General features: G+C 42.2%; 22 protein-coding genes, 1 tRNA gene and 1 other RNA gene. 21 read left to right on the top strand and 3 right to left on the bottom strand.

From position 1 onward, the window contains the following. Nucleotides 1-108: 108 nt before the first annotated feature. From gla to rpsU, 3 genes are all read left to right on the top strand, one after another. The gene (gla, locus tag ACOXXR_RS06125) at nt 109-978 is read left to right on the top strand and encodes an aquaglyceroporin Gla (RefSeq protein WP_048717236.1); all 870 of its coding nucleotides are present in this window, start codon (nt 109-111) and stop codon (nt 976-978) included. Nucleotides 979-1,058: 80 nt separating this feature from the next. Beyond that, complete coding sequence (locus tag ACOXXR_RS06120; RefSeq protein WP_445278280.1) at nt 1,059-1,370, top strand: hypothetical protein; 312 nt, start codon at nt 1,059-1,061, stop codon at nt 1,368-1,370. A gap of 143 nt (nt 1,371-1,513) precedes the next feature. After that, entirely contained in the window at nt 1,514-1,690 is a 177-nt protein-coding gene (gene rpsU / locus ACOXXR_RS06115) for a 30S ribosomal protein S21 (protein ID WP_000048054.1), read from the top strand. A gap of 102 nt (nt 1,691-1,792) precedes the next feature. Here rpsU and mscL read toward each other — a convergent pair whose 3' ends face one another. Then, entirely contained in the window at nt 1,793-2,173 is a 381-nt protein-coding gene (gene mscL, locus ACOXXR_RS06110; protein WP_048717238.1) for a large conductance mechanosensitive channel protein MscL, read from the bottom strand. A gap of 238 nt (nt 2,174-2,411) precedes the next feature. Here mscL and dnaG point away from each other — a divergent pair, with 238 nt between their 5' ends. From dnaG to ACOXXR_RS06050, 12 genes are all read left to right on the top strand, one after another. Then, complete coding sequence (gene dnaG / locus ACOXXR_RS06105; protein WP_445278279.1) at nt 2,412-4,199, top strand: DNA primase; 1,788 nt, start codon at nt 2,412-2,414, stop codon at nt 4,197-4,199. A 2-nt stretch (nt 4,200-4,201) separates the two neighbouring features. After that, entirely contained in the window at nt 4,202-5,314 is a 1,113-nt protein-coding gene (rpoD, locus tag ACOXXR_RS06100) for an RNA polymerase sigma factor RpoD (protein ID WP_048689399.1), read from the top strand. Between the two features lie 198 nt (nt 5,315-5,512). After that, nucleotides 5,513-5,842 carry a metal-sulfur cluster assembly factor gene (locus tag ACOXXR_RS06095; RefSeq protein ID WP_006596590.1) on the top strand — a complete coding sequence of 110 codons (330 nt, stop codon included), beginning with the start codon at nt 5,513-5,515 and terminating at the stop codon, nt 5,840-5,842. Between the two features lie 155 nt (nt 5,843-5,997). Continuing rightward, nucleotides 5,998-6,705 carry an ABC transporter ATP-binding protein gene (locus ACOXXR_RS06090; protein ID WP_238656191.1) on the top strand — a complete coding sequence of 236 codons (708 nt, stop codon included), beginning with the start codon at nt 5,998-6,000 and terminating at the stop codon, nt 6,703-6,705. Nucleotides 6,706-6,714: 9 nt separating this feature from the next. Further along, nucleotides 6,715-7,515 carry an ABC transporter ATP-binding protein gene (locus tag ACOXXR_RS06085; protein ID WP_238656193.1) on the top strand — a complete coding sequence of 267 codons (801 nt, stop codon included), beginning with the start codon at nt 6,715-6,717 and terminating at the stop codon, nt 7,513-7,515. A 76-nt stretch (nt 7,516-7,591) separates the two neighbouring features. Next, nucleotides 7,592-7,939: a transfer-messenger RNA gene (ssrA, locus tag ACOXXR_RS06080) on the top strand. 132 nt (nt 7,940-8,071) lie between these two features. After that, nucleotides 8,072-8,159: transfer RNA gene (locus ACOXXR_RS06075), tRNA-Ser, on the top strand. 128 nt (nt 8,160-8,287) lie between these two features. Beyond that, nucleotides 8,288-11,389 carry a DNA polymerase III subunit alpha gene (locus tag ACOXXR_RS06070; RefSeq protein ID WP_445278278.1) on the top strand — a complete coding sequence of 1,034 codons (3,102 nt, stop codon included), beginning with the start codon at nt 8,288-8,290 and terminating at the stop codon, nt 11,387-11,389. 84 nt (nt 11,390-11,473) lie between these two features. Further along, complete coding sequence (pfkA, locus tag ACOXXR_RS06065; protein WP_023026651.1) at nt 11,474-12,487, top strand: 6-phosphofructokinase; 1,014 nt, start codon at nt 11,474-11,476, stop codon at nt 12,485-12,487. 60 nt (nt 12,488-12,547) lie between these two features. Continuing rightward, the gene (pyk, locus tag ACOXXR_RS06060; RefSeq protein WP_023022804.1) at nt 12,548-14,053 is read left to right on the top strand and encodes a pyruvate kinase; all 1,506 of its coding nucleotides are present in this window, start codon (nt 12,548-12,550) and stop codon (nt 14,051-14,053) included. Between the two features lie 144 nt (nt 14,054-14,197). Then, entirely contained in the window at nt 14,198-14,755 is a 558-nt protein-coding gene (gene lepB, locus ACOXXR_RS06055; protein ID WP_123159320.1) for a signal peptidase I, read from the top strand. A 99-nt stretch (nt 14,756-14,854) separates the two neighbouring features. Then, a protein-coding gene (locus tag ACOXXR_RS06050; protein ID WP_270616305.1) for an IS3 family transposase occupies nt 14,855-16,206 on the top strand; the annotation gives its coding sequence in 2 pieces (ribosomal slippage) (nt 14,855-15,296 and nt 15,296-16,206; 1,353 coding nt in all). A gap of 83 nt (nt 16,207-16,289) precedes the next feature. Here ACOXXR_RS06050 and ACOXXR_RS06045 read toward each other — a convergent pair. After that, complete coding sequence (locus ACOXXR_RS06045; RefSeq protein WP_123159319.1) at nt 16,290-17,483, bottom strand: cation diffusion facilitator family transporter; 1,194 nt, start codon at nt 17,481-17,483, stop codon at nt 16,290-16,292. 185 nt (nt 17,484-17,668) lie between these two features. On the opposite strand from ACOXXR_RS06045, the gene pcrA reads away from it, so the two are divergent. The 3 genes from pcrA to ACOXXR_RS06030 all read left to right on the top strand — a co-directional run bounded on the left by pcrA (nt 17,669) and on the right by ACOXXR_RS06030 (nt 22,508). Then, on the top strand, nt 17,669-19,954 hold the full coding sequence (pcrA, locus tag ACOXXR_RS06040; RefSeq protein ID WP_195214049.1) for a DNA helicase PcrA: 2,286 nt from the start codon (nt 17,669-17,671) through the stop codon (nt 19,952-19,954). Nucleotides 19,955-20,429: 475 nt separating this feature from the next. Further along, complete coding sequence (locus ACOXXR_RS06035; RefSeq protein ID WP_126404048.1) at nt 20,430-21,704, top strand: DUF2130 domain-containing protein; 1,275 nt, start codon at nt 20,430-20,432, stop codon at nt 21,702-21,704. 3 nt (nt 21,705-21,707) lie between these two features. Beyond that, nucleotides 21,708-22,508: an alpha/beta fold hydrolase gene (locus tag ACOXXR_RS06030; protein WP_445278277.1), complete on the top strand. Its 801-nt coding sequence runs from the start codon at nt 21,708-21,710 to the stop codon at nt 22,506-22,508. 39 nt (nt 22,509-22,547) lie between these two features. On the opposite strand, the gene ACOXXR_RS06025 is transcribed toward ACOXXR_RS06030, so the two are convergent. Then, nucleotides 22,548-23,864 (bottom strand): FAD-containing oxidoreductase, encoded by a 1,317-nt coding sequence (locus tag ACOXXR_RS06025; RefSeq protein ID WP_445278276.1) that lies wholly within the window; start codon nt 23,862-23,864, stop codon nt 22,548-22,550. Between the two features lie 181 nt (nt 23,865-24,045). On the opposite strand from ACOXXR_RS06025, the gene truB reads away from it, so the two are divergent. From truB to ACOXXR_RS06010, 3 genes are all read left to right on the top strand, one after another. After that, nucleotides 24,046-24,942, top strand: coding sequence for a tRNA pseudouridine(55) synthase TruB (gene truB / locus ACOXXR_RS06020; RefSeq protein ID WP_343094096.1), 897 nt, complete (start codon nt 24,046-24,048; stop codon nt 24,940-24,942). Between the two features lie 4 nt (nt 24,943-24,946). Beyond that, on the top strand, nt 24,947-25,864 hold the full coding sequence (locus ACOXXR_RS06015) for a bifunctional riboflavin kinase/FAD synthetase (RefSeq protein ID WP_048717254.1): 918 nt from the start codon (nt 24,947-24,949) through the stop codon (nt 25,862-25,864). A gap of 127 nt (nt 25,865-25,991) precedes the next feature. Next, nucleotides 25,992-26,393: a Spx/MgsR family RNA polymerase-binding regulatory protein gene (locus tag ACOXXR_RS06010; RefSeq protein WP_040803090.1), complete on the top strand. Its 402-nt coding sequence runs from the start codon at nt 25,992-25,994 to the stop codon at nt 26,391-26,393.

Raw genomic sequence — 26,393 nt, 5'->3', positions numbered from 1 at the left:
GGGATTGAGATATATTTTTTAAAAATAATGTTCGGTTTATTTACAAGTCCTCAATAATCTGTTAGAATAAATTATTATTATTTTTATTTATAAGGAGATTATTCAAAAATGCAATTTGATTTTTGGGTTAAAGTTGCGACCGAATTTATTGCAACAGCTTTCTTGATTATTTTAGGAAATGGTGCTGTTGCAAACGTTGAATTGAAGGGTACCAAGGGGCATCAAAGTGGATGGCTTGTGATTGCAATCGGGTACGGAATGGGTGTTATGATTCCAGCTTTGATGTTTGGTAACGTTTCTGGTAACCACATTAACCCTGCCTTCACGATTGGTCTTGCAGTGAGCGGACTCTTCCCATGGGAAAATGTTATATACTACGTCGTTGCTCAAATTCTAGGAGCCATGTTTGGACAATTGGTTGTCGTTGCGACTCACCGTCCTTACTACCTTCAAACGGAGAATCCAAACAATATCTTGGGAACATTCTCAACGATTTCTAGCTTGGATAAAGGAACTCCAGAATCACGTAAAGCAGCAACCATCAACGGTTTCGTCAACGAGTTTGCTGGATCATTCGTCCTTTTCTTCGGTGCACTTGGTTTAACAAAACACTTCTTCGGTGCAGAGATTGTTGGCTTAGCTCAAAGAGCTGCTACTGAGCAAGGTGGTATTTTTGATGCGAATTCAACAGCAGCAAAATTGGCCTTGGCTCAAGCAAATGCTCCTGGTTTAGGAGTGGCTCACTTGGCGCTTGGATTCCTCGTTATGGCTTTGGTGACTTCACTTGGTGGTCCTACAGGACCTGGTTTGAACCCTGCCCGTGACCTTGGTCCACGTTTGCTTCACGCCTTCCTTCCAAAATCTGTCCTAGGAGAACACAAGGGAGATTCAAAATGGTGGTACGCTTGGGTACCAGTTGTAGCACCAATCTTGGCTGCTATCGTTGCCATTGCTCTCTTTAGCTACCTTTATAAGTAAGACCAGAACACTTTTCGTAGTCACTACGGAAAGTGTTTTTATCTTTTGTAGAGTATATTGTTTTTATAAAAGGAGTAGGGATGAAAGAAAAGAATCTAATAGAAGATAATAGAAGAGCGGATCATTTTAGTTTTTTATATTATTTGCATGAGGAGAAGGATTTTCGTGTGGAAGCACTCGAGGATTTATGTCAGTATCTAGAAAGGCTAGAATCAGTCAGTATCGAACAGCTAAAAGATGTGCGCTGGATAGAAAATCAAATTTTGCGCCATCTGGTCTATCATTTTGATCCAAATGATCTAAGTAGAATTCGCAATCTCCCAACGAATTATTGGGAGGAATTGGAAGAATTCGAACAAGCAGTGTCAAGGATTTATGATCGTTATGAATAAAAGGATTTTACCAAAACTGAAATTCTAGACTAGTTTTGAAGCTAAGATGATGGTGAGAGATGAATTCCTTTAACTTTTTCTTGACAATCTTTAGAATTCCGTGTAGAATAGAGTAGATCTTGAACTTGAAGGGAGTGAAAAACATGTCAAAAACAGTAGTACGTAAGAATGAATCTCTTGACGATGCTCTTCGTCGTTTCAAACGCGCGGTTACTAAAGCTGGTACTCTTCAAGAAACACGCAAACGTGAATTCTATGAAAAACCTTCTGTAAAACGTAAACGTAAATCAGAAGCAGCTCGTAAACGTAAAAAATTCTAATTGAATACAAGAACAGACTTCGGTCTGTTTTTTGTTTCTCTAGAAAAATTGAAGACAAAAAAAGCCGACCTTCTAGCTAGAAGATCGGATCTTTTTATCTGATTATTTGTTTGCAAGCAAGTCGCGGATTTCAGTAAGCAACTCTTCTTGAGTTGGAGCAGCAGCTTCTTCTTCAGTAGCTTCTTCTTTTTTACCGAAGTTTTGTGCTTTTTCAGCAGCTTTCACTACGAAGAAAAGAACAGTACCGATAACAAGGAAGTTGATTACAGCGCTCAAGAAGCTACCGTATGCAACACCGTTCCAAGTCAATTCAGCGATCTTTTCAACACCAGCAGCTTTCAAAGCTGGGTTCAAAATAAGCGGAGTAATAACGTCGTTTACAAATGATGTAACGATAGCTCCAAATGCAGCCCCGATAATCACAGCAACAGCAAGGTCAACAACGTTTCCACGAAGGAGGAAAGCTTTCAATTCTTTTAACATATCCTAATATGTCCTTTCATAATAATTTTTTACAGAGGATAGTATAACTGAAATTTTTTTCGAATTCAATCATTATGCTCAAATTTTTTAAAAAAGTTGATTTAAGGAAAATGAAGGCTTTCAAATCTAGGGAAAAATGTGGAAAAATCAGGTGAAAATCAATGCGGATGATTTACAATTGACAAAAATTAGTTTAAAATAGTTAATGATATTCTATGGTAAAATGGAGGCACTGTTTATGGTTGACAAACAACTGATTTCGGAAATTAAAAACAGTGTGAATATTGTAGATGTAATCGGAGAAGTCGTTCAATTGACAAAGGCAGGACGAAACTTTTTGGGTCTCTGCCCTTTTCATGGTGAAAAGACGCCTTCTTTTAATGTGGTCGAGGATAAACAATTCTATCATTGTTTTGGTTGTGGCCGCTCAGGCGATGTTTTTAAGTTTATCGAAGACTATCGTGGTGTCTCCTTCATGGAAGCTGTTCAAATTGTCGGAGATCAGGTGGGCATTCGTGTCCAGTCTCTTCCTCCATCTCAGTCTAGGCCCCAACAAGCAGATGGGAAACAGCCCTTTTATGAGATCCATCAAGAGGCTGCCAAGTTCTATCATGCCATCCTGATGACGACAAAGATGGGTGAAGAGGCTCGGCAATACCTTTATGATCGAGGACTTGACGATGAGGTGCTTCGGCATTTTCAAATCGGGCTAGCACCAGCAGAAGGGAATTATCTGTATCAGAGTGTTTCTGGAAAGTTTTCAGAAAATATTTTGGCCGACTCAGGTTTATTTCATATTAGTGATATGGGGACCATGTATGATGCGTTTCAAGATCGCATCATGTTTTCCTTGTCGGATGATACTGGGCGAGTCATTGCTTTTTCTGGTCGACTCTGGCGTGAACCAGCTGAGGGAGCAAAGCCTCAGGGGAAATACAAGAACAGTCGCAGTACGCTCCTTTTTAATAAGAGTTATGAGCTCTATCATTTGGACAAGGCCAAGCAGGTCGCTAAGAAGAAGCATGAGCTTTATCTGATGGAAGGCTTCATGGATGTCATCGCAGCCTACCGAGCTGGGATTGAGAATGCCGTTGCTTCCATGGGGACAGCCCTCACGCAGGAACATGTGGCCCATCTGAGCAAATTTACCAAAAAGGTTATTTTGGCCTATGATGGGGATAAGGCGGGAAGGCTAGCGACAGCAAAGGCTTTGGAGGTCCTGGAAAAACAGGACGTAGAGGTCGTCCAGATTCCTGATCAGATGGACCCAGACGAGTATCTTAATAAGAATTCTCCTCAAGCTTTGGTGGACTTATTAGAAAAAACACGTCTCAGTCGCGTAGAGTTTCTCATGGATTATTGGAAGCCAGACAATATTGAAAATTTGCAGGCGCAGATTGAATTTGTCGAAAAAATGGCTCCTTTAATAGCTCAGACGCCATCTGTAACGGCACAAAACACCTACATTTATAAATTAGCCGATCTCTTGGTCGACTTTGATTATTTGCAGGTAGAACAGACGGTTAATACTAGTCGACTTCAGATGCGTAGCCAGCGTCAGGAGCAAGGGAAAATTCAGACACAGGCTCCACTTGCTAGTCCAACTGTCGTGCAAAAACAACTGCCTCGCCTGGTTCGGGCTGAGAATCATCTCCTTCATCGGATGAAGGACTTTCCTTATGTTTTAAATGAATATCGTCTTCGGACAGATTTTTCATTTGATACACCTGCCTTGCAAACCTTGTACCAACTTCTTTGTCAAAATGGAGAAGTGACATCGCAAGATTTGTCAGAGCAGACAGAGGAAGTGCAACGGGCCTGGTATCTGATGCTAGAAGAAAATTTACCGGATGAAATAGCGGAGAATGAGTTGGAAGAAGTGGAAGAAACGAGAAATCGGGAGCTTCTTCGCAAAGAAAGTCAACAAATAGGAAAGAAAGTCCGAGAAGCCTCTCACAGTGGAGATGCGGATCAGGCTTTGTTGGAACTAGAGCGCTTAATCGCTCAAAAAAGAAGAATGGAGTAGGAATGGCGAAAGAACAAAAAGATATCACAACTTTAGATGTCCAAATTGCAGAGTTTATTCGTAGTCATAAAAAAAGTGGTACTGCAACAGATGATGAAATCAATGATCAATTGGTCATTCCTTTTACCTTGGATGCCGATGGGATTGATGATTTGTTGCAAAGGATTCAAGATGCTGGAATTTCCATCACAGATAAGGAAGGAAATCCAAGCGCGCGTGTCTTGAACAATGAAGAGGAAGAACCAGAGTTGACGGATGAGGAATTGCTTGGAAGCAACTCTGCTAAAGTCAATGACCCAGTACGGATGTACTTGAAAGAAATTGGGGTCGTTCCTCTTTTAACTAATGAAGAAGAGCAAGAATTGGCCATCTTGGTGGAACAAGGTGATTTAGAAGCCAAGCAACGTTTGGCAGAAGCCAACCTTCGTTTGGTTGTTTCTATTGCGAAGCGGTATGTTGGACGTGGGATGCAATTCTTGGATTTGATCCAAGAAGGAAATATGGGATTGATGAAGGCCGTTGATAAGTTTGACTATACCAAAGGGTTCAAGTTCTCTACTTATGCGACTTGGTGGATTCGTCAGGCTATCACGCGTGCCATTGCAGACCAAGCGCGTACTATTCGAATTCCTGTACACATGGTGGAAACCATTAACAAGTTGGTTCGTGAACAACGCAATCTTTTGCAAGAATTGGGACAAGATCCAACACCTGAACAAATCGCTGAACGCATGGATATGACACCAGATAAGGTCCGTGAAATCTTGAAGATTGCTCAAGAGCCTGTTTCTCTTGAAACACCAATCGGGGAAGAAGACGATAGCCATTTGGGAGATTTCATCGAAGACGAAGTGATTGAAAATCCAGTAGACTACACCACTCGTGTGGTTCTACGCGAACAATTGGATGAAGTCCTCGATACCCTGACAGACCGAGAAGAAAACGTGCTTCGTTTACGTTTTGGTCTCGATGATGGAAAAATGCGGACCTTGGAAGATGTGGGGAAAGTCTTCAACGTGACCCGTGAACGGATCCGTCAGATTGAAGCCAAAGCCCTCCGCAAACTCCGCCACCCAAGCAGAAGCAAACCATTACGTGACTTTATAGAGGATTAAAAAGGTCCGGGGGACCTTTTTAACCCGAGCCCAGAAATTCGGAAGCGAGGAATGTCCAGTGGACATTTTTAACGGTTGCCTAGAAATGGAAAAGCAACCTAGGTTCGGGTGCCCTTTTCTAGTGCCCTTTGAATCTAGGTCTTGCTGTAAATAAAAATATTCTTCCTGGGGATGAACCGTGTGAAGAAGGAGTAAAGAATGAGTTATACGACAGAAGAAATCGAACAAATTAAAAACCGTATTCTTGAAAATCTAGAGCAGGTCATCGATCCTGAATTAGGTATAGATATTGTCAACCTTGGTTTGGTCTACGAAATTCGGTTTGATGGTGAAACTGGTGAAACAGAAATCGATATGACCCTCACCACCATGGGCTGTCCATTGGCAGACTTGCTGACGGATCAGATTTATGATGCTTTAACAGGAATGGAAGAAGTGACCAAGGTCGATGTGAAATTGGTCTGGTATCCAGCTTGGACGGTTGAAAAAATGAGCCGCTATGCACGGATTGCATTAGGAATTAAATAAAATTGTTTTAAAGGAGGGACAGATGTCCCTCTTTTTTAGTGAAGATGGTTTGGATGTCAAATAGTACGAATATTATATCTTCTTTTACGATTATATCTTGCAATCACTTCTTAGTAAGGTTATAATAGAATCATTATTAAATTAAGGAGAAGATTATGAATCAGTACCCTTTGGTCTACTTAGACCATGTTCAAAAAGTGTATGGTAAGCACATTGCCTTATATGATGTGAGTGTCAATATTCAACCGGGTCGTATCATTGGTTTGTTAGGACCAAATGGAAGTGGGAAAACAACCATCATTAAATTAGTGAATGGGCTTTTGCAACCAACTTCTGGTAATGTCTACATCCATGGTGAAGTGCCGTCTGCAAAAACCAAACAAGTCGTTTCTTATTTACCAGATACAACTTATTTGGATGAAAATATGAAGATTTCAGAAACCCTTCGTTTCTTCCAAGACTTCTATAAAGATTTCAATGTGCAACGTGCCTATCAATTGTTGAACGATTTACAATTGCACCCAGAGCAAAAATTGAAACAACTCTCTAAAGGGAATAAAGAAAAAGTTCAATTAATTTTGGTCATGAGTCGTGAAGCGGATTTGTACATTCTTGATGAACCAATTGGAGGAGTGGACCCTGCTGCGCGTGATTACATCCTTAGAACCATCATTCAAAATCGTCGTCCAAACTCATCAGTATTGATTTCAACCCACTTGATTGCGGACGTTGAGCAGGTCTTGGATGAAGCACTCTTTATCAATCAAGGTCGTATTCTGTTGCATGAAAACACAACTGTTTTACGTAACCAATACGGTAAATCGATTGATGAGATCTTCCGTGAACAATTTAGAATGTATTAGGAGGCTCTTATGTTTGGGAAATTAATGAAATATGAATTAAAAGCAACCTATAAGTGGTATCTCATTATTTCGGGTGTGCTTGCTATTCTCGCAATTTTTGCTGGTTTATTAGCTTCTAGTGTTATTACTGGCGCAGCAAGTTATACAGCAGATACAACGTATACGATTGTTGGAATTGTTGTTCTGGTTATTTTTGCGGGTTACATTGGCTTGACCTTGACCAACTATATCATTATTATTCGTCGTTTTTACAATAATATTTTTGGTCGAGAAGGTTATTTGACCTGGACTTTGCCAACTAGCTCTCATACCGTTTTACTTGCAAAAGCTACCTCTGCTTTGATTTGGAGTATCTTCTGTTTTATTAGCTTGGTCCTTTCTTTGGTTATTTTCCTAGGTGTAATTGGACTTTCTCAACAACAGAATATCTTTGAGGTGCTTGGTCTACTTCTTGAACGTATTGGTGGCTCTCTGTTTTGGCAAACCTTGTTTTTCCAATTGTTAGCAACCATTTCAGGGATTTTGATGCTCTATTGTGCGATTTCACTGGGCCAACTCTTTATTAATCATCGTGTCGTAATGGCCTTTGTCTTTGGTTTTATTCTTTGGGTTGTTCTTAGCATCATTGGAAGAATGTTTCCTACTGTGGAGTTAACCAGCCTTTCATATCTGTCAAGTGGCTATTATGATACCCTTAGTGATGTATTGGCTGTTAACTTTATTCCGGCTTATATCTATGAACTAGTTAAAATTGTAGCGATGTACTTTACAGTTCATTATGTGACAAAATTCAAATTGAACTTACAATAAGAATGAAAGAGGAAGGAATTCCTCTTTTTCTTTTGCCATTTTACCCAAAAAATGATACACTGGACTATATCATTTTGGGGTCGTTACGGATTCGACAGGCATTATGAGGCATATTTTGCAACTCGTGTGGCGACGTAAACGCTCAGTTAAATATAACTGCAAAAAATAACACTTCTTACGCTCTAGCTGCCTAAAAACCAGCAGGCGTGACCCGATTCGGATTGCTCGTGTCTGATGACAGGTCTTAATTTTAGCGAGATACGATCAAACTTTGTCTAGCAGTTTGATAAGAGATTAATGGACTCGCAGTTTCTTGGCTTGAGTTATGTGTCGAGGGACTGTTAAACCAATACATAACCTATGGTTGTAGACAAATATGCTGGCAGGTGTTTGGACGTGGGTTCGATTCCCACCGGCTCCATTTTTATATATGTAAACGGCAAATCCTTGTCGTTTTTTGTTTCTTTAAAATCTATCAAGCAATGATATCTTGTGAGCGATTCCTAATTTTTTTGTTGACAGGAGGAGCGCTTTTCCGTATAATGGATACTAGTTTGGAAGATTACTCAAGAGGCTTAAGAGGCCGTGTTGGAAACGCGGTAGGCGTGTAACAGCGTGCGTGGGTTCGAATCCCATGTCTTCCGTAAGAGAAAGGAAAGCAGATCAGTTGATCTGTTTTTTTTGTTAGGCAGGATTGGCAATGGGTAAGAGTGTCTTCTTTGGCGGATTTCCTGTATAATAGAAGGAAAGAACGGACGAAAAGGAGTGCAAGGTGATTACACAACTGGACACAAAATCGGTTTATACCTTTATGGACAGTTTAGTCTCTATTCGAGACTATATTCAGCGTGCCAAAGAAATGGGTTACCAACAAATTGGTCTCATGGATATAGATAATTTGTATGGGGCCTACGAGTTTTTAGAAGAGTGCCAAAAATCTGGTATAGGAGCTGTCCTAGGTCTTGATTTGGAAGTCGAGTTACCAGCGGGTCCTTTGTCTATCCGTTTGGTTGCATTAGGTACCATAGGTTATAAACATTTAATCAAGATTTCCAGCATGAAAATGATGGGGACAACAGACTGGTCGGCCTTTCAACACTTGTTGGATGATCTAGCCATCATCGTTCCCTATTTTGAAGGGATTGAGTATTTAGACTTGGGCCAAGACTTTGCGATTGGTGTCTTTCCAGATACTCCAGCGAAACAGTTTTCTCGTCCTGTTTTCCCCCTCCATACAGTCCGCTATTTTTCTACGAGTGATTTGGAGAGTCTTCAGATGCTCCATGCCATTCGTAATAATTGCAGTCTGAAAGAAGTGGGAGTTATTGACACTTCTATGATGTTACTGCCACCAGAAGAGTTGGAGCGGGCCTTTGCTCATAATTATCCAGAGAGTATTTCTTATCTAGAGAAGACCCTTGCGACTGTTCATTATGAGATTGATACGCAATTGAAGCTTCCTCGCTTCAATCCAGAGAAACCTGCAGTCGAGGAATTGCGTGAGTTGGCTGAGGAGGGCTTGAGAAGCAAGGGGCTGGACCAGACGGTTTACCAAGAGCGTTTGCGTCATGAATTAGCTGTCATCCATCAGATGGGATTTGATGACTACTTCTTGATTGTCTGGGATTTGTTACGGTTTGGTCGTAGCCAAGGTTACTATATGGGGATGGGCCGTGGATCAGCAGTTGGTAGTCTAGTAGCCTATACCTTAGATATCACAGGGATTGATCCAGTCAAGAACAATCTTCTCTTTGAGCGTTTTTTGAACTTAGAGCGTTATACAATGCCAGATATTGATATTGATATTCCAGATGTCTATCGTCCCAAATTTATCCAGTATGTTAAAAATCGCTACCGCAGTCCTCACGTGGCTCAAATTGTGACTTTCTCAACTTTTGGGGCCAAGCAAGCCATTCGGGATGTTTTTAAGAGATTTGGGACCCCAGAATATGAGTTAACCAACCTCACCAAGCGGATCGGCTTGCGGGATACCTTAGCCTCTGCTTATGAAAAGAATTTAGCATTTCGTCAAGCCATTCAAAGTCGCCCAGAATACCGGAAGGGCTTTGAAATTGCGAAGAGGATTGAAGGGCAACCGCGTCAGACGTCGATTCATGCGGCAGGCGTTGTCATGAGTGGAGAGGACCTCACCAATCAAATTCCGATCAAGATGGGTGAGGAGATGAATCTGACCCAATATGATGCCCATGGTGTTGAAGCTAATGGCTTGCTCAAGATGGACTTCTTAGGACTACGAAATTTGACCTTTGCTCAACGGATGCAGGAAGCAGTGAAGGAAAAATATCAAAAGGATATTAAAATCGAGGACATTCCTCTAGAAGATCCAGAAACAATTGCTTTATTTGCTGCTGGCAATACCAAGGGTATCTTCCAGTTTGAGCAAGCGGGAGCTATTCGTTTGCTGAGACGAGTTCAACCTAGCTGTTTTGAAGAAATTGTTGCGACGACTTCCTTGAACCGGCCAGGAGCTAGTGACTATATTGATAATTTCGTTAAACGCAAGCACGGCAAGGAAAAGGTCGATATGATCGATCCTAGTTTGGAAGAGATTCTAGCACCAACTTATGGCATCATGCTCTATCAGGAGCAAGTCATGCAGGTGGCCCAGACCTTTGCTGGCTTTAGTCTAGGAAAAGCCGATATCCTCAGACGGGCCATGGGGAAAAAGAACGTTGCAGAAATGCATCGGATGGAAGATGACTTTATCAAAGGGGCTATCGCTCTTGGACATAGTGCAGAAAAAGCCAAGCAAGTGTTTTCCATTATGGAAAAATTTGCTGGCTATGGCTTTAATCGTTCCCATGCCTATGCTTACTCAGCCCTGGCCTTCCAATTGGCCTACTTTAAAGTCCATTATCCAGATGTCTTCTTTGACATTATGCTCAACTATTCTAGCAGTGATTACTTGACCGATGCATTGCAATTCAACTTCCAAGTGGCTCCTTTGACCATTAATACCATTCCTTATAAAGATAAGTTCCAAGATCAGAAGATTTATCTAGGAATGAAGAATATCAAAGGTCTTCCAAAAGATCTAGCCTTTTGGATTATTGACCAACGTCCGTTTGAGAGTATTGAAGATTTTATCTTGCGCTTGCCCAGTCAGTACCACAAACTTCCTCTTTTAACGCCACTGGTAGAATTGGGCTTGTTTGACTGCTTTGAAAAGAATCGAAGAAAAGTCCTTCAGAACCTTCCTAATCTATTTGTTTTTGCAGATGAGTTGGGTAGTTTATTTGGCGAAGCTAATTATTCCTGGATGGATGCCGAGGACTACAGCAAGGCTGAGAAGTATGAAATGGAGCAAAGGGTCATAGGGGTCGGTCTCAGTCCTCATCCTCTGGTGGAAATTCTAGCCGCAAGTAGCCAACCAGTACGGCCGATCGCTTCTTTAAGCGAAGGAGAACAGGCCACCATCCTAGTCGAACTCCAATCAATCCGGACGATTCGAACAAAAAATGGGGAAAATATGGCCTTTCTACAAGTTTCCGATCTCCAAAAGAAGATGGATGTCACTCTTTTTCCGGAAACTTATCGCCAGTATAGTTCAAAAATAAGAGAGAAGGGCTATTACTATCTCAAAGGAAAAGTGCAATCTAGAGATGGTCGTCTTCAGATGGTTTTAATGGAAGCAGAAGAAGCCACCAATCAGCGTTTTTGGATTCAATTGTTTGATCACCAGGAGGACCGGGCAGTCTTAGATATTTTAAAAGCTTATCCAGGTCCTTATCCTGTCGTTATTCGCTATGAAGAGGAGAAAAAGACCATTCAATTAAAAGGAGTTTCCGTCCAGAAAAACGAGAAGTTAGAAAATGAACTGGCAAGTATTGCTATGAAAACGATTTATCGATAAAATCTACGGAAAATAGGAGAAATTTGAGCCTCTTTGTGTTATAATCATTTAGAATGTAAAAGAAAAAAAGGAGCAAATATCGAAATGAAACGTATTGCTGTTTTAACCAGTGGAGGAGATGCCCCTGGAATGAATGCTGCTATCCGTGCAGTTGTTCGCCAAGCAATTTCTGAAGGAATGGAAGTATTTGGTATCTATAATGGATACGCTGGTATGGTTGCTGGTGATATCCATCAATTGGATGCTTCATCAGTTGGAGATATTATTTCTCGTGGTGGAACAATGCTTCATTCAGCTCGCTATCCTGAATTTGCTGAACGCGAAGGTCAATTAAAAGGGATCGAGCAGTTGAAAAAACATGGAATCGAAGGTGTTGTCGTTATCGGTGGTGATGGATCATACCACGGAGCGATGCGTTTGACTGAACATGGTTTCCCAGCTGTAGGACTTCCTGGAACAATTGACAATGATATCGTTGGTACAGATTTCACAATCGGGTTTGATACAGCAGTTACAACTGTTATGGACGCGATTGATAAGATCCGCGATACCTCATCTAGTCACCACCGTACTTTCGTTATCGAGGTAATGGGACGTCACGCAGGGGATATTGCCCTTTGGTCTGGTATTGCTTCTGGTGCGGATGAAATTATCATTCCAGAAGAAGGCTTTGCTATCGAAGATGTCGTTGAGAGCATCAAGAAGGGCTACGAAAAAGGTCGTACACACAACATCATCGTTCTTGCTGAAGGTGTGATGTCAGCTGCTGAATTTGGTAAAGCCTTGAAAGATGCCGGAGATACAAGCGATCTTCGTGTAACAGAACTTGGACATATCCAACGTGGTGGTTCACCAACTGCGCGTGACCGTGTCCTTGCTTCACGTTTGGGTGCACATGCTGTTAAGTTGTTGAAAGCTGGTATCGGTGGTGTAGCTGTTGGTATCCGCAATGAACAAATGGTGGAAAACCCAATTCTTGGTAGTGCAGAAGAAGGTGCTCTCTTCAGCTTGACTGAAGACGGCAAAATCAAGGTGAACAACCCTCACAAGGCTGACTTGAACCTTGCAGAGTTGAACCGTAGCTTATCTTCTATCTAATAGTTATTTGTTAAAATTTGTCTAAATAGACAGTGTATTTTAAAAGGAGTCACAAAAATCATGAACAAACGTGTAAAAATCGTTGCAACCTTAGGTCCTGCGGTAGAAATCCGTGGTGGTAAAAAATTTGGTGATGATGGATATTGGGGTGAAAAACTTGATGTTGAAGCTTCAGCACAAAACATTGCTCAATTGATTGAAGCAGGAGCTAACACTTTCCGTTTCAACTTCTCACACGGTGACCACCAAGAACAAGGTGACCGTATGGCAACCGTTAAACGTGCAGAAGAAATCGCTGGTAAAAAAGTTGGTTTCCTTCTTGATACAAAAGGTCCAGAAATCCGTACAGAGTTGTTCGAAGGCGATGCTAAAGAGTACTCATACAAGACTGGTGAAAAAATCCGTGTTGCAACTAAACAAGGAATCAAATCAACTCGTGAAGTGATTGCTTTGAACGTTGCTGGTGGTCTTGATATCTACGATGATGTTGAAGTTGGTCATCAAGTCTTGGTTGACGATGGTAAATTGGGTCTTCGTATTTTCGCTAAAGACGATGATACTCGTGAATTTGAAGTGGTTGTTGAAAATGACGGTATTATTGCTAAGCAGAAAGGTGTGAATATCCCTAATACGAAGATTCCTTTCCCAGCTCTTGCTGAACGCGATAACGACGATATCCGCTTCGGTTTGGAACAAGGTATCAACTTCATCGCGATCTCATTCGTACGTACTGCGAAAGACGTGAACGAAGTTCGTGCAATCTGTGAAGAAACTGGTAACGGTCACGTTCAATTGTTCGCTAAAATCGAAAACCAACAAGGTATCGATAACTTGGATGAAATCATTGAAGCTGCTGACGGTATCATGATCGCTCGTGGTGACATGGGTATCGAAGTACCATTCGAAATGGTTCCAGTATACCAAAAAATGATCATCACAAAAGTGAACGCTGCTGGTAAAGTTGTTATCACTGCAACAAACATGCTTGAAACAATGACTGAAAAACCACGTGCAACTCGTTCAGAAGTATCAGACGTATTTAACGCTGTTATCGACGGAACTGACGCGACTATGCTTTCAGGTGAGTCTGCAAACGGTAAATACCCACTTGAGTCAGTAACAACAATGGCTACAATTGACAAGAATGCACAAACTCTTCTTAACGAATACGGACGTTTGAACTCAGATACTTTCGAACGTAACTCTAAGACAGAAGTTATGGCATCAGCTGTTAAAGATGCAACAAACTCAATGGATATCAAATTGGTCGTTACTCTTACTAAGACTGGTCACACTGCACGTTTGATTTCTAAATACCGTCCAAATGCTGATATCTTGGCATTGACATTTGATGAATTGACTGAACGTGGATTGATGTTGAACTGGGGAGTTATCCCAATGTTGACAGATGCTCCATCATCAACTGACGATATGTTCGAAATCGCAGAACGTAAAGCAGTAGAAGCAGGTCTTGTACAATCTGGTGACGATATCGTTATCGTTGCAGGTGTGCCACTTGGTGAAGCTGTTCGTACAAACACTATGCGTATCCGTACAGTACGTTAATCTAACTAACCAACCTTGTTCTCTAAGTGTAAAATCTTGGAGACAAGGTTTTTTTCGTCCAAGTTTCTGACGATTTAGGAATGTGGGCCTTTTTTATTGTCTAATAAAATGGTATAATGGAAGGAACTGAAAGGGGGGATAGGAATGTCAAAAAGGGATTTGATTCGGAATATTATCATCATTGGAATATTGGGCTTGGTACTCATTACTTTGCGCCTATTTGTTTTTCAACCATTGTGGGTATCTGATCAAATGGCCAATGCCTCCGTTAAGAAAGATGATTTAGTATTAGCGACTAAGAAGGGAAAAATTGATCGGACAGATTTGGTCCTCTACCATGTAAAAGAGAAACAATATCTTGGACGTGTCATTGCGATAGAGAGCGATGAGGTCAGCTATGTGGATGATGTCTTTTATTTGAATGGTTTAGCTACAGCAGAGCCGTATTTGGATAAAATGAAGACCAAACATTTGGCGGCCCCAAGTGGCGATTATTTTACAAATGATTTTTTCTCTAGAGAACTTAAAGGAACCAAGGCAGGGAAAGTACCAAGTAATAGTTATTTAGTCCTAAACGATGATCGCAACAATACAAAAGATAGCCGTGAATTTGGTTATATTAAAGCTAGTCAGATTGAAGGGGTAGTTGATTTCCGCTTGTATCCTTTAAATAAATTCGGCTTTATTAAAATCGAAGAATAGTCCAGAAGGACTATTTTTTCTTACAAAAAAGCTACTGCAGAATTGAACTGCACCCCAAAAGTTAGACAGAAAAAATCTAACTTTTGGGGTGTTTTTATTATGAAATTGACTTATAAAGATAAAGTTCAGATCTATGAACTTAGAAAACAAGGATATAGCTTAGAGCAGCTTTCAAATAAATTTGGGATAAACAATTCTAATCTTAGGTACATGATTAAATTGATTGATTGTTACGGAATAGAGTTCGTCAAAAAAGGAAAAAATCGTTACTACTCTCCTGAATTAAAACAAGAAATGATTGATAAAGTTCTACATGAAAACTGGTCTCAAGATAGAGTTTCTCTCGAATATGCTCTCCCAAATCGTGGTATGCTTCCAAATTGGATGGCACAATACAAGAAAAACGGGTATACTATTGTTGAAAAAACAAGAGGGAGAGTACCTAAAATGGGACGTAAACGTAAGAAAACTTGGGAAGAAATGACAGAACTAGAGCGACTCAAAGAAGAGAATGAACGCTTACGTACCGAGGTGGCTTACTTAAAAAAGTTAAAAGAGCTAGAAGACAGGGACGAAGCCTTACAACGAGAAAGGCAGAGACAATTAGAGAAATGGCTTCAGGAGGATTTCGACTAGATTTACTTCTTGAAGCGGCTCGTTTACCTCGCTCAACTTACTACTATCAGTTGAAGCAACTGGATAAGCTTGACAAAGATAAAGATCTTAAAGCTGAAATTCAATCTATTTTTACTGAGCACAGAGGAAATTATGGCTATCGCCGAATGACTCTTGAATTGAGAAATCGTGGTTATATGGTCAATCACAAAAGAGTCCAACGCCTGATGAAGGTCCTTGGTTTAAGTGCTCGAATTCGTCGTAAACGGAAGTATTCTTCTTACCAAGGAGAGATTGGTAAGAAAGCAGATAATCTTATTCAACGCCAATTTGAAGCAACCAAACCAATGGAAAAGTGTTATACAGATGTGACAGAATTTGCCATTCCAGCAAGCAGTCAAAAACTCTATTTATCACCAGTTTTAGATGGCTTTAATAGCGAAATTATCGCCTATAATCTTTCAACTTCACCAAACTTAGAACAAGTGGAAGCTATGTTAAACCAGGCCTTCAGTGAGGATCATTACACAAATACTATTCTCCATAGTGATCAAGGATGGCAGTATCAACATCAGTATTATCATCATTTTTTAGAGGGTAAAGGAATCCAACCGTCCATGTCACGTAAAGGAAACAGTCCAGATAATGGCATGATGGAATCCTTCTTTGGCATTCTTAAGTCTGAGATGTTTTATGGTTATGAGAAGACCTTTCACTCACTTGAGCAATTGGAGCAAGCTATTGTAGACTATATTGATTATTACAACAACAAACGAATTAAGATAAAACTAAAAGGACTCAGTCCTGTGCAATACAGAACTAAATCCTTTGGATAAATTAATTGTCTAACTTTTTGGGGTCAGTACAAATATGTGAACTGCAGTAGCTTTTTATCTTTGTTTCTCCCAGTTAGAGGGCCCTAGTTTTCCTTTTTACTGGTAATTTGATGAAAGACCTTTTGCCAATGTTCATGGCGACGCCAGAGACTGGTATGGATCTGGTTATTTAATTCATAGCGAATCAGCTTAGTCTTTTGACTGATGGATTCGATCTCGAAATTCTTAAAGGGAATCTGATTCTCTTCCTGCAAACGGACCAGGTCCTCCTTGTGGCTTTCTTGGCCAAACTCATCGATGAGGGTGAAGTTGTCTGCTAGGAGGGTTGAATATTCTTGCTGAGCTTGCAAGCGTTCTTCGTAGGTTTTTAGTTTGAGAAGGACATTGTCCAAAATTTCATCTTCTGGGATAGAACTTGGTTCCACATGGACATCGATGTCAAAGACTCCAAATTTTTCCTTGAGAAGGCGCTCGACCTCTTCGGTAATGGCATGGCTCTCATAAACAGAAAGGTCTGGATTCATTTCGATGACGACATCTAGGTAGATATTGCTTCCGTAGGTCCGTCCCCTTTGTGATTTGACCCGGCTTACCTTTGGTAATTCTAGAATAGCCGCCTTGTATTTATCAAGAAGACTTTCATCAAATCCATCTGAGAGGCTGAAGGAGGATTCAATGAAAATATCGTAGGCTGTTTTTAGAATAAAGAAGGTAATAACGATGGCCACTAATTGGTCCACAATCGGATAGTTAAGAGCACTAGCTCCAATCGCAACAGAGGTTCCTAAAGAAGTGACTACGTCAGACAGGTTGTCTTTAGCGGCAGCATTGAGGGCCTTGGATTGGGCTTTCTTAGCTAAGGTGCGGTTATACAGATAGACTGCAAACATGACTAGGGCTGACCCAACTCCGACAATGGCCCCTAAAGGATCAATGACAGATGTTTCCCTGCTGAGGATTTTTTGAACCGTATCTCGTAAGACATCAAAGCCCACATAAAACATGATGATGGAAGTCACCAGACTAGCTAGATCTTCAATCTTCCAATGACCGAATCGGTGGTCGCGGTCAGCTGGCTGGCGGGCCATGCGAATGCCAATGAGAAGGGCGACATTGCTGATAATATCTGATAAGTTATTAAAACCATCGGCAACCAAACTAGAGGAGTGAAGGAGGTGGCCTGTTGCTAATTTGGCAGCGGAAAGGATCAGGTAGGCTACAATACTGATCAGGGCTCCACGTTCGGCAAGTTTTAAATTACTTTGTGATTGATTCACTGATAACTCCTCCAGACTTCTGTAGATTTCCTCATAAGCGGTTGTTGAAGAGGGAAAATTCGTTCTTCTTAAGGCTTTATTATAGCTTTTTTGAGTACAAAATTCAAATGATGCCAACTGTTTCCAAAAGGAGAAAGGGCGAAAATGTGGTATAATAGAACGATTGAATGAATGAGGAGTATGAGATGAATCCTTTATTGAATGGTATGAATGATCGCCAAGCAGAGGCGGTCCAAACGACAGAAGGTCCCCTCTTGATCATGGCGGGGGCTGGTTCTGGTAAGACACGTGTCTTGACCCACCGCATCGCTTACTTGATCGATGAAAAAATGGTCAATCCTTGGAATATTTTGGCCATTACCTTTACCAATAAAGCCGCTCGGGAAATGAAGGAGCGGGCTTATCAGTTGAATCCAGCCACCCAAGATTGCTTGATTGCCACCTTCCACTCTATGTGTGTGCGCATCCTCCGTCGTGATGCGGATCACATTGGCTACAACCGCAACTTCACCATTGTCGACCCGGGTGAGCAACGGACCTTGATGAAGCGGATTTTGAAGTCCTTGAACTTGGATCCTAAAAAATGGAATGAACGGACCATCTTGGGGACTATTTCCAATGCCAAAAATGACCTGATCGATGAAGTGGCCTACGTCGCCCAAGCGGGGGATATGTATACCCAGATCGTCGCCAAGTGTTATGAGGCTTACCAAAAGGAACTCCGTCAGTCAGAAGCAGTGGACTTTGATGATTTGATCATGCTGACACTGCGTCTTTTTGATCAGCATCCAGATGTGCTGACCTATTACCAGCAGAAGTTTCAATACATCCACGTAGACGAGTATCAAGATACAAACCATGCCCAATACCAATTGGTCAAACTCTTGGCTTCACGTTTTAAAAATATCTGTGTCGTTGGGGATGCGGACCAGTCTATTTATGGCTGGCGGGGAGCAGATATGCAGAATATCCTGGACTTTGAGAAGGATTATCCTGATGCCAAGGTCGTCCTCCTAGAAGAGAATTACCGCTCGACTAAAACCATCCTGCAAGCAGCCAATGATGTCATTAAAAACAATAAAAATCGTCGTCCTAAGAATCTTTGGACCCAAAATGCTGACGGGGAAGAGATTGTCTACTACCGGGCTAATGACGAGCAGGATGAAGCGGTCTTTGTTGCTAAAACGATTGAAGAGCTCAGTCGCGAAGCTGGCTACAAACACCGTGATTTTGCCGTTCTCTACCGGACCAATGCTCAGTCCCGGACCATTGAAGAAGCGCTGCTCAAGTCTAACATTCCCTACACCATGGTAGGGGGCACCAAGTTCTACAGCCGGAAGGAAATTCGGGATATCATTGCTTATCTAAACTTGATTGCCAACCTTAGTGACAATATCAGTTTTGAGCGCATTATCAATGAACCCAAGCGGGGAATCGGGCCAGGTACAGTGGATAAGATTCGTGACTTTGCTCAAATGCAAGAGTCCTCACTTCTAGATGCTTCGGCTAATATCATGCTCTCAGGCATCAAAGGAAAGGCTGCCCAAGCCATCTGGGACTTTGCCAATCTCATTCTTGATTTGAGAGAAAGATTGGACCAGCTGACCATTACAGAATTGGTCGAAGAAGTCCTTGACAAGACAGGCTATATGACAGCCCTAACCAATCAGGGAAATTTGGAAAGTCAGGCCCGCATCGAGAATATCCAAGAGTTCCTATCTGTTACCAAGAATTTTGATGAAAACGGAGAGACCGTCGAAGACGAATCAGGTGTGGAGACCCTGAGTCGCTTCTTGAACGATTTGGCTTTGATTGCCGATACAGATGATGGAGCTCAAGAGACCTCAGAAGTCACCTTGATGACCCTTCACGCGGCTAAAGGATTGGAGTTTCCAGTCGTCTTCTTGATTGGGATGGAAGAAAATGTCTTTCCTCTTAGTCGAGCAGCTGAGGATCCGGATGAATTGGAAGAAGAGCGTCGCCTAGCATATGTAGGAATCACGCGGGCAGAGAAGGTTCTCTTCTTGACCAATGCCAACTCTCGTTTGCTCTTTGGACGGACCAGCTACAACCGCCCGACGCGTTTCATCAATGAAATTAGCTCGGATTTATTGACCTACCAGGGCTTGGCCCGTCCAGCCAACACTAGCTTTAAGGCTTCTTATAGCAATGGAGGCGGAACAACCTTTGGAAAAGGAATGAGCCTGTCACAAGCCCTTCAAGAGCGCAAGAGACAAGCAGCTCCAAGTGCCCTCACGTCATCAAGCCTCCCCTTTGGCAATAGCAACCGTTCTAGCACCAAAGAAAGTGTCGCTTGGGCCATTGGTGATATTGCCATTCACAAGAAGTGGGGCGAAGGAACCGTGCTTGAAGTATCTGGTAGTGGTAGTACCCAAGAACTCAAGATCAACTTCCCAGAAGTGGGGCTCAAGAAACTCTTGGCCAGTGTCGCTCCGATTGAGAAGAAATAAACTGAAACCAGTAAGCCTAGCTTGCTGGTTTTGCCTTTTATAAAACTTCCCTTAGATGAGGACGGACGGTAGCGACTCCCTTTAGGATTCCATACCTTAGATTTGAGCCCTCCGTCTCAAATCTACCGAGAGAGTGGGACAGAAATCGGTAATTCGTTAGAATTCGATTTCGTCGTCCCACCTCCGCACAGTTGAGTAGGGCTGTAAAAGCTGATAAAATCAGCGTAGTAGAGCCCACTCAACCACTGCGTCATGCTCGACAATCCAAAGACAATTGTGAGGCTAGGACTTTTGTCCCAGCCTCTTTTCTCACGGTGGGAAGTTTTAATGGTCATCGTTCTGTTTTCTCAAATCCTCTCATTTACTTTATTCACTGTCATAAACTAGGGAAATAGTAGGAGCAAGGCTCGTTTGCTGGTTTTGATTTTACAGGTGGCATGATATAATATACTAAGAATAGAGAAAGAGGCAGGCTATGAACGAAATCAAGTGCCCCAACTGTGGGGAAGTTTTTACAGTTAATGAAAGTCAATACAGCGAGCTCTTGTCACAGGTTCGGACAGCTGAGTTTGACAAGGAAATTCATGAGCGGATTCGGCAAGAGTTGGCTTTAGCTGAGCAAAAGGCCCTTAATGAGCAGCAAGAGAAGTTAGCCAAAAAGGATCAAGAAATTGCCCAGTTACAAAACCAGATTCAACAGTTTGATACTGAAAAAGAATTGGCGAAAAAGGAAGTAGAGCAAACCGCTAGCCAAAGTCTGCTAGAGAAAGAAAAAGAAGTTCAACAACTTGAGAATCAGTTGGCCACCTTGCGCTTGGAGCATGAAAACCAACTGCAAAAGACACTGTCTAATCTAGAGAAAGAAAGAGACCAGGTCAAAAATCAGCTCCTTCTACAAGAAAAAGAAAACGAGCTTTCTCTGACTTCGGTTAAACAAAACTATGAGGCCCAGCTTAAAGCGGCCAATGAGCAGGTTGAGTTCTACAAGAACTTCAAGGCCCAACAATCAACCAAGGCCATTGGGGAAAGTCTGGAGCAGTATGCGGAAAGTGAGTTTAACAAGGTCCGTAGCTTTGCCTTTCCAAACGCTTATTTCGAAAAGGACAACAAGGTTTCTGCTCGTGGGTCTAAAGGGGACTTTATCTTCCGTGATTTTGATGAAAATGGGCTAGAATTCATTTCCATCATGTTTGAGATGAAAAATGAAGCTGACGGGACTGAAAAGAAGCATAAGAATGCCGATTTTTACAAGGAGTTGGACAAGGATCGTCGAGAAAAGAACTGTGAGTATGCTGTATTAGTTTCGATGTTAGAAGCCGATAATGACTACTTCAACACAGGGATTGTCGATGTTAGCCACGAGTATGAGAAGATGTACGTCGTTCGTCCTCAGTTCTTTATCCAACTGATTGGGCTCTTGCGTAATGCGGCTCTTAACTCCCTTAAATACAAGCAAGAACTAGCACTTATCCGTGAGCAAAATATTGACATTACCCACTTTGAAGAAGACCTAGACGCCTTCAAGGTTGCCTTTGCTAAGAACTACAATTCAGCTTCGGTCAACTTCGGTAAGGCCATCGATGAAATCGACAAAGCCATCAAGCGGATGGAAGAAGTCAAGAAATTCTTGACCACATCCGAAAATCAACTCCGACTTGCCAATAATAAGCTGGATGATGTATCAGTCAAAAAATTGACCCGCAAAAATCCAACCATGAAGGCTAAGTTTGATGCCTTGAAGGGGGAATAATCTTTGTATTCAGCTAAGAACGCTACCTTGTCCATGAATGGGAAAACCATGGACTATGTGACCTTTGGTAAAGGAAAGAAACCTCTCGTTATCATACCAGGATTGGGTGATGGACTACAGACGGTTAAAGGAAAGGCCCAGCTCTTTTCCCTCTCTTATCGTCTACTTGCTAAGCGCTATAAAATCTATGTTTTTTCTCGAATCAATGAGTTGAGGCAGGGCTATACGACACGGGATATGGCAGCAGATGTAGCAGAAGCAATGGAGACACTAAACCTAGACGCCGCTTATGTTATGGGGATTTCACAAGGTGGAATGATTGCTCAATGGTTAGCTGTAGATTTTCCAGAAAGGGTTCAAAGGCTCATCCTAGCTGTGACAACAGCGAAGCCTAGTCAACTTGCTAGAGAACGAATTGAGCATTGGCAAAAACTCAGTCAATCTGGAAATTTTAAGCATCTCATGCTGGATATTGCACAGCACTCCTACACGCAAAAGAGCTATCAAAAGTGGCGGTTGCTTTATAATATCATGGGTCGATTGGGGCGAATCAAAGATGAGAAACGAATTTCCATTCAGTCTCAGTCTTGCCTCACTCACGATAGCCTTGGGGTCTTAAAAGAAATTCAATGTCCGACCCTGATCCTTGGTGCCCTCGAAGATGATGTGATCGGTGTGAAGGGATCCAAGGAACTGGCAAAAGCGATTTTGGGTTGTCAGCTCCTTATTCTTAAGCATTCAGGTCATGCTCTGTATGAAGAAAATAAAGTATTTCAAGAGGCTATCTGTGGATTTTTACATTAAAAAACGCTGGAAAAATTTTTCCAGCGTTTTTTATGAGATTTAAATCGCAAAGAGATCGTTTAGGTTTTCTGCCATGGTTGGGTGGGTAAAGATTTGTTTTGCGATGTAAGTATAAGGGATCTTATTGTCCATGGCCATAGTGATCAGATTGATGAGTTCACCTGCGGCTTCTCCAAAGAGCGTTGCTCCAAGGATTTCTTTGGTTTCTGGATTGACCACAGCTTTGAAGGCACCTCGAAGGTCTGCATTGACATGGCCACGTGGCATGGCAGCAACTGGCAATTCTTTGACAGCAACTGGAAGTCCTTTGTCACGTGCTTCTTGCTCAGTCAAGCCAACTTGGGCCAGTGGAGGAGCAAGAAAGAGTGTCGTCGCATAGTTTCCGCGTGTTTCTAGATTATAGCTACCATCGCCTGTGAGGTAGTTGAAGACAATGCGGAAGTCATCGAGTGACATGTAAGTGAATTGAGGACCACCATTGACATCCCCAACTGCAAAGACACCAGGGACGCTGGTTTCCAAATGACGGTTGACTTGGATTGCCCCACGATCAGTGACTTGGATATCTGTGTTTTCAAGACCAAGTCCAACTGTGTTTGGCTTCCGTCCTGTTGCGTAGAGAAGGATATCGAACTCGAAGTCTCCCTTATCCGTTACAACGGTTAAGCTGTTTTGGCCATCTTTGATTTCTTGGGTATGAACGCCTTGCAAGAATTGAATACCATCTTCTTCCAGGTAGCCTTTTGCAAGAGCTGCGATGCTTGGCTCGATCCGTGGCAAGAATGCTTCAGAAGCATCCAATACTGTTACTTGGCTACCCAAGGTATTGTAGAGGTGGGCGAATTCCAATCCGATTGGTCCACCACCAAGGACGCCCAGGCGTTTTGGTAGGTTTTCCAAACGTTGAATACCGGTTGAATCCACTGCAAATTTACTTTCAGCCAATCCTGGGATTGGAAGGATAGTTGGCACAGCACCAGTATTGATAATAATGGTTTCAGCTGTCAATTCTTCCTTTTCATCTCCAACTTGAATTTCGATGACCTTGTTGGACACAAAGCGGGCTGTCGCATCGATAATGTCTACACCCGTTCCAGCAATCGTTGCGTAGTTCTTGCCGTTGAGACGAGTAGTGACCGCATTTTTTTCACTCATAGCTTGTTCAAAATCCAAGCCTTTTTCCGCTGCGACGATCAAGGTCTTAGTTGGAATACAAGCGATATTGATACAAGTACCACCATACATAGACTTGCTCTTTTCAATCAGAGCGACTTTTTTTCCTTGGCTTGATAATTTCGCTGCAAGAGTTTTACCAGCTTTACCAAATCCAATCACAATAACATCATACATTAACATATGTTACACCTTCTTTCGCTTTCTATTGTATCAAACCCATTTTAAAAAGTCTGAAATCTGCTACGGGATTTTTTGGAAGCTCATCAGGAAGGGGGAAACAGGGACAAGAAGTCTCGTTTCATGGTATAATAAAGGGTCGGTGGCCCGGATGGTCACACATGAGTTAGAAAGAGCAAATCAGATGGACGGAATTATCAACTTAAAAAAAGAAGCAGGAATGACCTCCCATGATGCGGTTTTTAAACTGAGAAAAATCTTAGGTACCAAGAAGATTGGCCATGGGGGAACGCTGGATCCTGATGTGGTGGGAGTACTTCCGATTGCAGTTGGCAAGGCGACCCGGATGGTCGAATTTATGCAAGATGAAGGCAAGGTCTATGAGGGCGAAATCACTTTGGGATTTTCTACCACAACGGAGGATGCCAGCGGGGATGTCCTAGAGCGAACCCCAGTGGAAGCACCTTTAGATGCAACAGAGGTGGACCGTATGATTGCCCAGATGGTGGGAGAGATGGAGCAGGTGCCGCCTATGTATTCAGCGGTCAAGGTCAATGGGCGTAAGCTCTATGAATATGCGCGGGCAGGAGAAGAAGTGGAACGTCCTGTCCGACAGGTGACGATTTATGAATTCACGCGCACCAGTGAGATTAGCTATGAAGAAAGTCTAGCCCGTTTTCGTTTCCGAGTTAAATGCAGCAAGGGAACCTATATCCGGACCTTGTCGGTGGACCTTGGTCAAAAACTGGGCTATGCGGCTCACATGTCCCACTTAACACGAACCAGTGCTGCCGGTTTGTCACTGGATGATGCCCTGACCTTAGAAGAAGTGGCTGAAAAAGTGGGGCAAGGAGATTTGAGCTTCCTTCACCCACTTGAGATTGGCACCGGAGATCTGGAAAAAGTAGAGCTGACAGTAGAAGAGGTCGGCGAAGTCCAAGTGGGACGCTTTATTCCAGTTGAGAGCGAAGCCAGGGAGTTGGCTGCTTTTTACCAAGGGAAATTGGTAGCCATTTTGGAGAAAAGGGAAGAACTTTACAAACCTCGCAAGGTTTTTCTGACAGAAAGTGTGTTACAATAAATTTATGAACATTTGTTATGTAACTAGTGAAAAAGAAATAAAAGCTCAAGCAGATACCGTTCTTGTCTTGGGCTATTTTGACGGTCTCCATCGAGGGCACCAGGAGCTCTTTCGGACAGCTCGCACCATTGCCGATGAGCAAGGACTTCGAGTAGCTGTCTTGACCTTTCCAGAATCTCCAAAGCTAGCTTTTGCCCGTTACCAACCAGAACTACTCCTCCATCTCCAAAACCCAGAGGAACGCTTTAAACGGATGGAAGAACTTGGAGTCGATGATCTATATCTTATCGATTTTACCAGTGATTTTGCGGCTCATACGGCCCAAGAATTCGTTGCGGCCTACCTAACTGCACTTCGGGCGCGTGTCTTAGTGGCAGGTTTTGATTATAGCTTTGGTAGCGACAAGAAAGTAGCTAGTGATTTGGGAACCTATTTTAAGGGTCAAGTCATCGTCGTTCCACCTGTCCTAGACCAGGACGAAAAAATTAGCTCAACTCGTATTCGGCAGGCCATTGCATCTGGCCAGGTCAAAGAAGCAGCTGATCTTTTAGGTTATCCCTTATCCAGTCGTGGCATTGTAGTCCATGGGGATGCACGGGGTCGCACCATTGGTTTTCCAACAGCCAATCTGGCGCCTATCGATCGCACCCATCTTCCTCAAGATGGTGTTTATGTCGTCGAAGTAGAAGTGCTAGGGAAACGTCACCGGGGGATGGCCTCTGTAGGGAAAAACTCGACCTTTGATGGGACGGAACTTCGCTTTGAAGCCAATATCTTTGATTTTTCAAAAGATATTTATGGACATACGATTCGGATTTTTTGGTTAGACAAGATTCGAGAAATGGTCAAATTTGACAGTGTAGAAGCCCTCGTCGAGCAACTGCATCAGGACGAGATCCTGGCTCGTCAATGGACCAGATAATTTTTGTTAGAAATTCTCCCTTAAGGGGAGAATTTTCTTTGTCTAAATTAAAAAATCACTATGCAAGCGCGGAATAATTTTGTATAATAGAGTCAGCTAAGTGTGTCCAAAAAAAGAAGAGAAGAACATGATTACATTATTTTTGTCTCCGAGTTGTACATCCTGTCGAAAGGCCCGGGCTTGGTTAGAAAAACATGAGGTTCCTTTTAAGGAACACAATATTATGACGAGTCCTTTAACAACTGAGGAGTTGCGTAATATTTTAGCTCTAACTGAGAACGGTACAGACGATATTATTTCAACTCGTTCTAAAATTTTTCAGAAGCTAAATGTTGATGTAGAGGATTTATCGATTTCTGCTTTGATCAAGTTGATTGAGGAAAATCCTAGTCTTTTGCGTCGCCCAATTATTCTAGATAAGAAACGGATGCAAATTGGTTTTAATGAGGATGAAATCCGTGCATTTCTCCCTCGAGGATATCGTAAGGAAGAGTTAAGATCTGCTACATTAAGAGCGGAGATCCATTAA

The organism is Streptococcus sp. KHUD_013 (assembly GCF_052588545.1).
The sequence above is the reverse complement of the archived record's forward strand: the minus strand, read 5'-3'. Positions and strand labels throughout refer to the sequence as shown.

Coding starts and splice junctions, on each gene's coding strand:
- truB (WP_343094096.1), top strand. CDS start 24,046: ATGGACGGAATTATCAACTTAAAAAAAGAAGCAGGAATGACCTCCCAT.
- ACOXXR_RS06095 (WP_006596590.1), top strand. CDS start 5,513: ATGAGTTATACGACAGAAGAAATCGAACAAATTAAAAACCGTATTCTT.
- ACOXXR_RS06015 (WP_048717254.1), top strand. CDS start 24,947: ATGAACATTTGTTATGTAACTAGTGAAAAAGAAATAAAAGCTCAAGCA.
- ACOXXR_RS06025 (WP_445278276.1), bottom strand. CDS start 23,864: ATGTTAATGTATGATGTTATTGTGATTGGATTTGGTAAAGCTGGTAAA.
- pcrA (WP_195214049.1), top strand. CDS start 17,669: ATGAATCCTTTATTGAATGGTATGAATGATCGCCAAGCAGAGGCGGTC.
- rpoD (WP_048689399.1), top strand. CDS start 4,202: ATGGCGAAAGAACAAAAAGATATCACAACTTTAGATGTCCAAATTGCA.
- dnaG (WP_445278279.1), top strand. CDS start 2,412: ATGGTTGACAAACAACTGATTTCGGAAATTAAAAACAGTGTGAATATT.
- gla (WP_048717236.1), top strand. CDS start 109: ATGCAATTTGATTTTTGGGTTAAAGTTGCGACCGAATTTATTGCAACA.
- lepB (WP_123159320.1), top strand. CDS start 14,198: ATGTCAAAAAGGGATTTGATTCGGAATATTATCATCATTGGAATATTG.
- pfkA (WP_023026651.1), top strand. CDS start 11,474: ATGAAACGTATTGCTGTTTTAACCAGTGGAGGAGATGCCCCTGGAATG.
- mscL (WP_048717238.1), bottom strand. CDS start 2,173: ATGTTAAAAGAATTGAAAGCTTTCCTCCTTCGTGGAAACGTTGTTGAC.
- ACOXXR_RS06035 (WP_126404048.1), top strand. CDS start 20,430: ATGAACGAAATCAAGTGCCCCAACTGTGGGGAAGTTTTTACAGTTAAT.
- ACOXXR_RS06085 (WP_238656193.1), top strand. CDS start 6,715: ATGTTTGGGAAATTAATGAAATATGAATTAAAAGCAACCTATAAGTGG.
- rpsU (WP_000048054.1), top strand. CDS start 1,514: ATGTCAAAAACAGTAGTACGTAAGAATGAATCTCTTGACGATGCTCTT.
- ACOXXR_RS06010 (WP_040803090.1), top strand. CDS start 25,992: ATGATTACATTATTTTTGTCTCCGAGTTGTACATCCTGTCGAAAGGCC.
- pyk (WP_023022804.1), top strand. CDS start 12,548: ATGAACAAACGTGTAAAAATCGTTGCAACCTTAGGTCCTGCGGTAGAA.
- ACOXXR_RS06090 (WP_238656191.1), top strand. CDS start 5,998: ATGAATCAGTACCCTTTGGTCTACTTAGACCATGTTCAAAAAGTGTAT.
- ACOXXR_RS06120 (WP_445278280.1), top strand. CDS start 1,059: ATGAAAGAAAAGAATCTAATAGAAGATAATAGAAGAGCGGATCATTTT.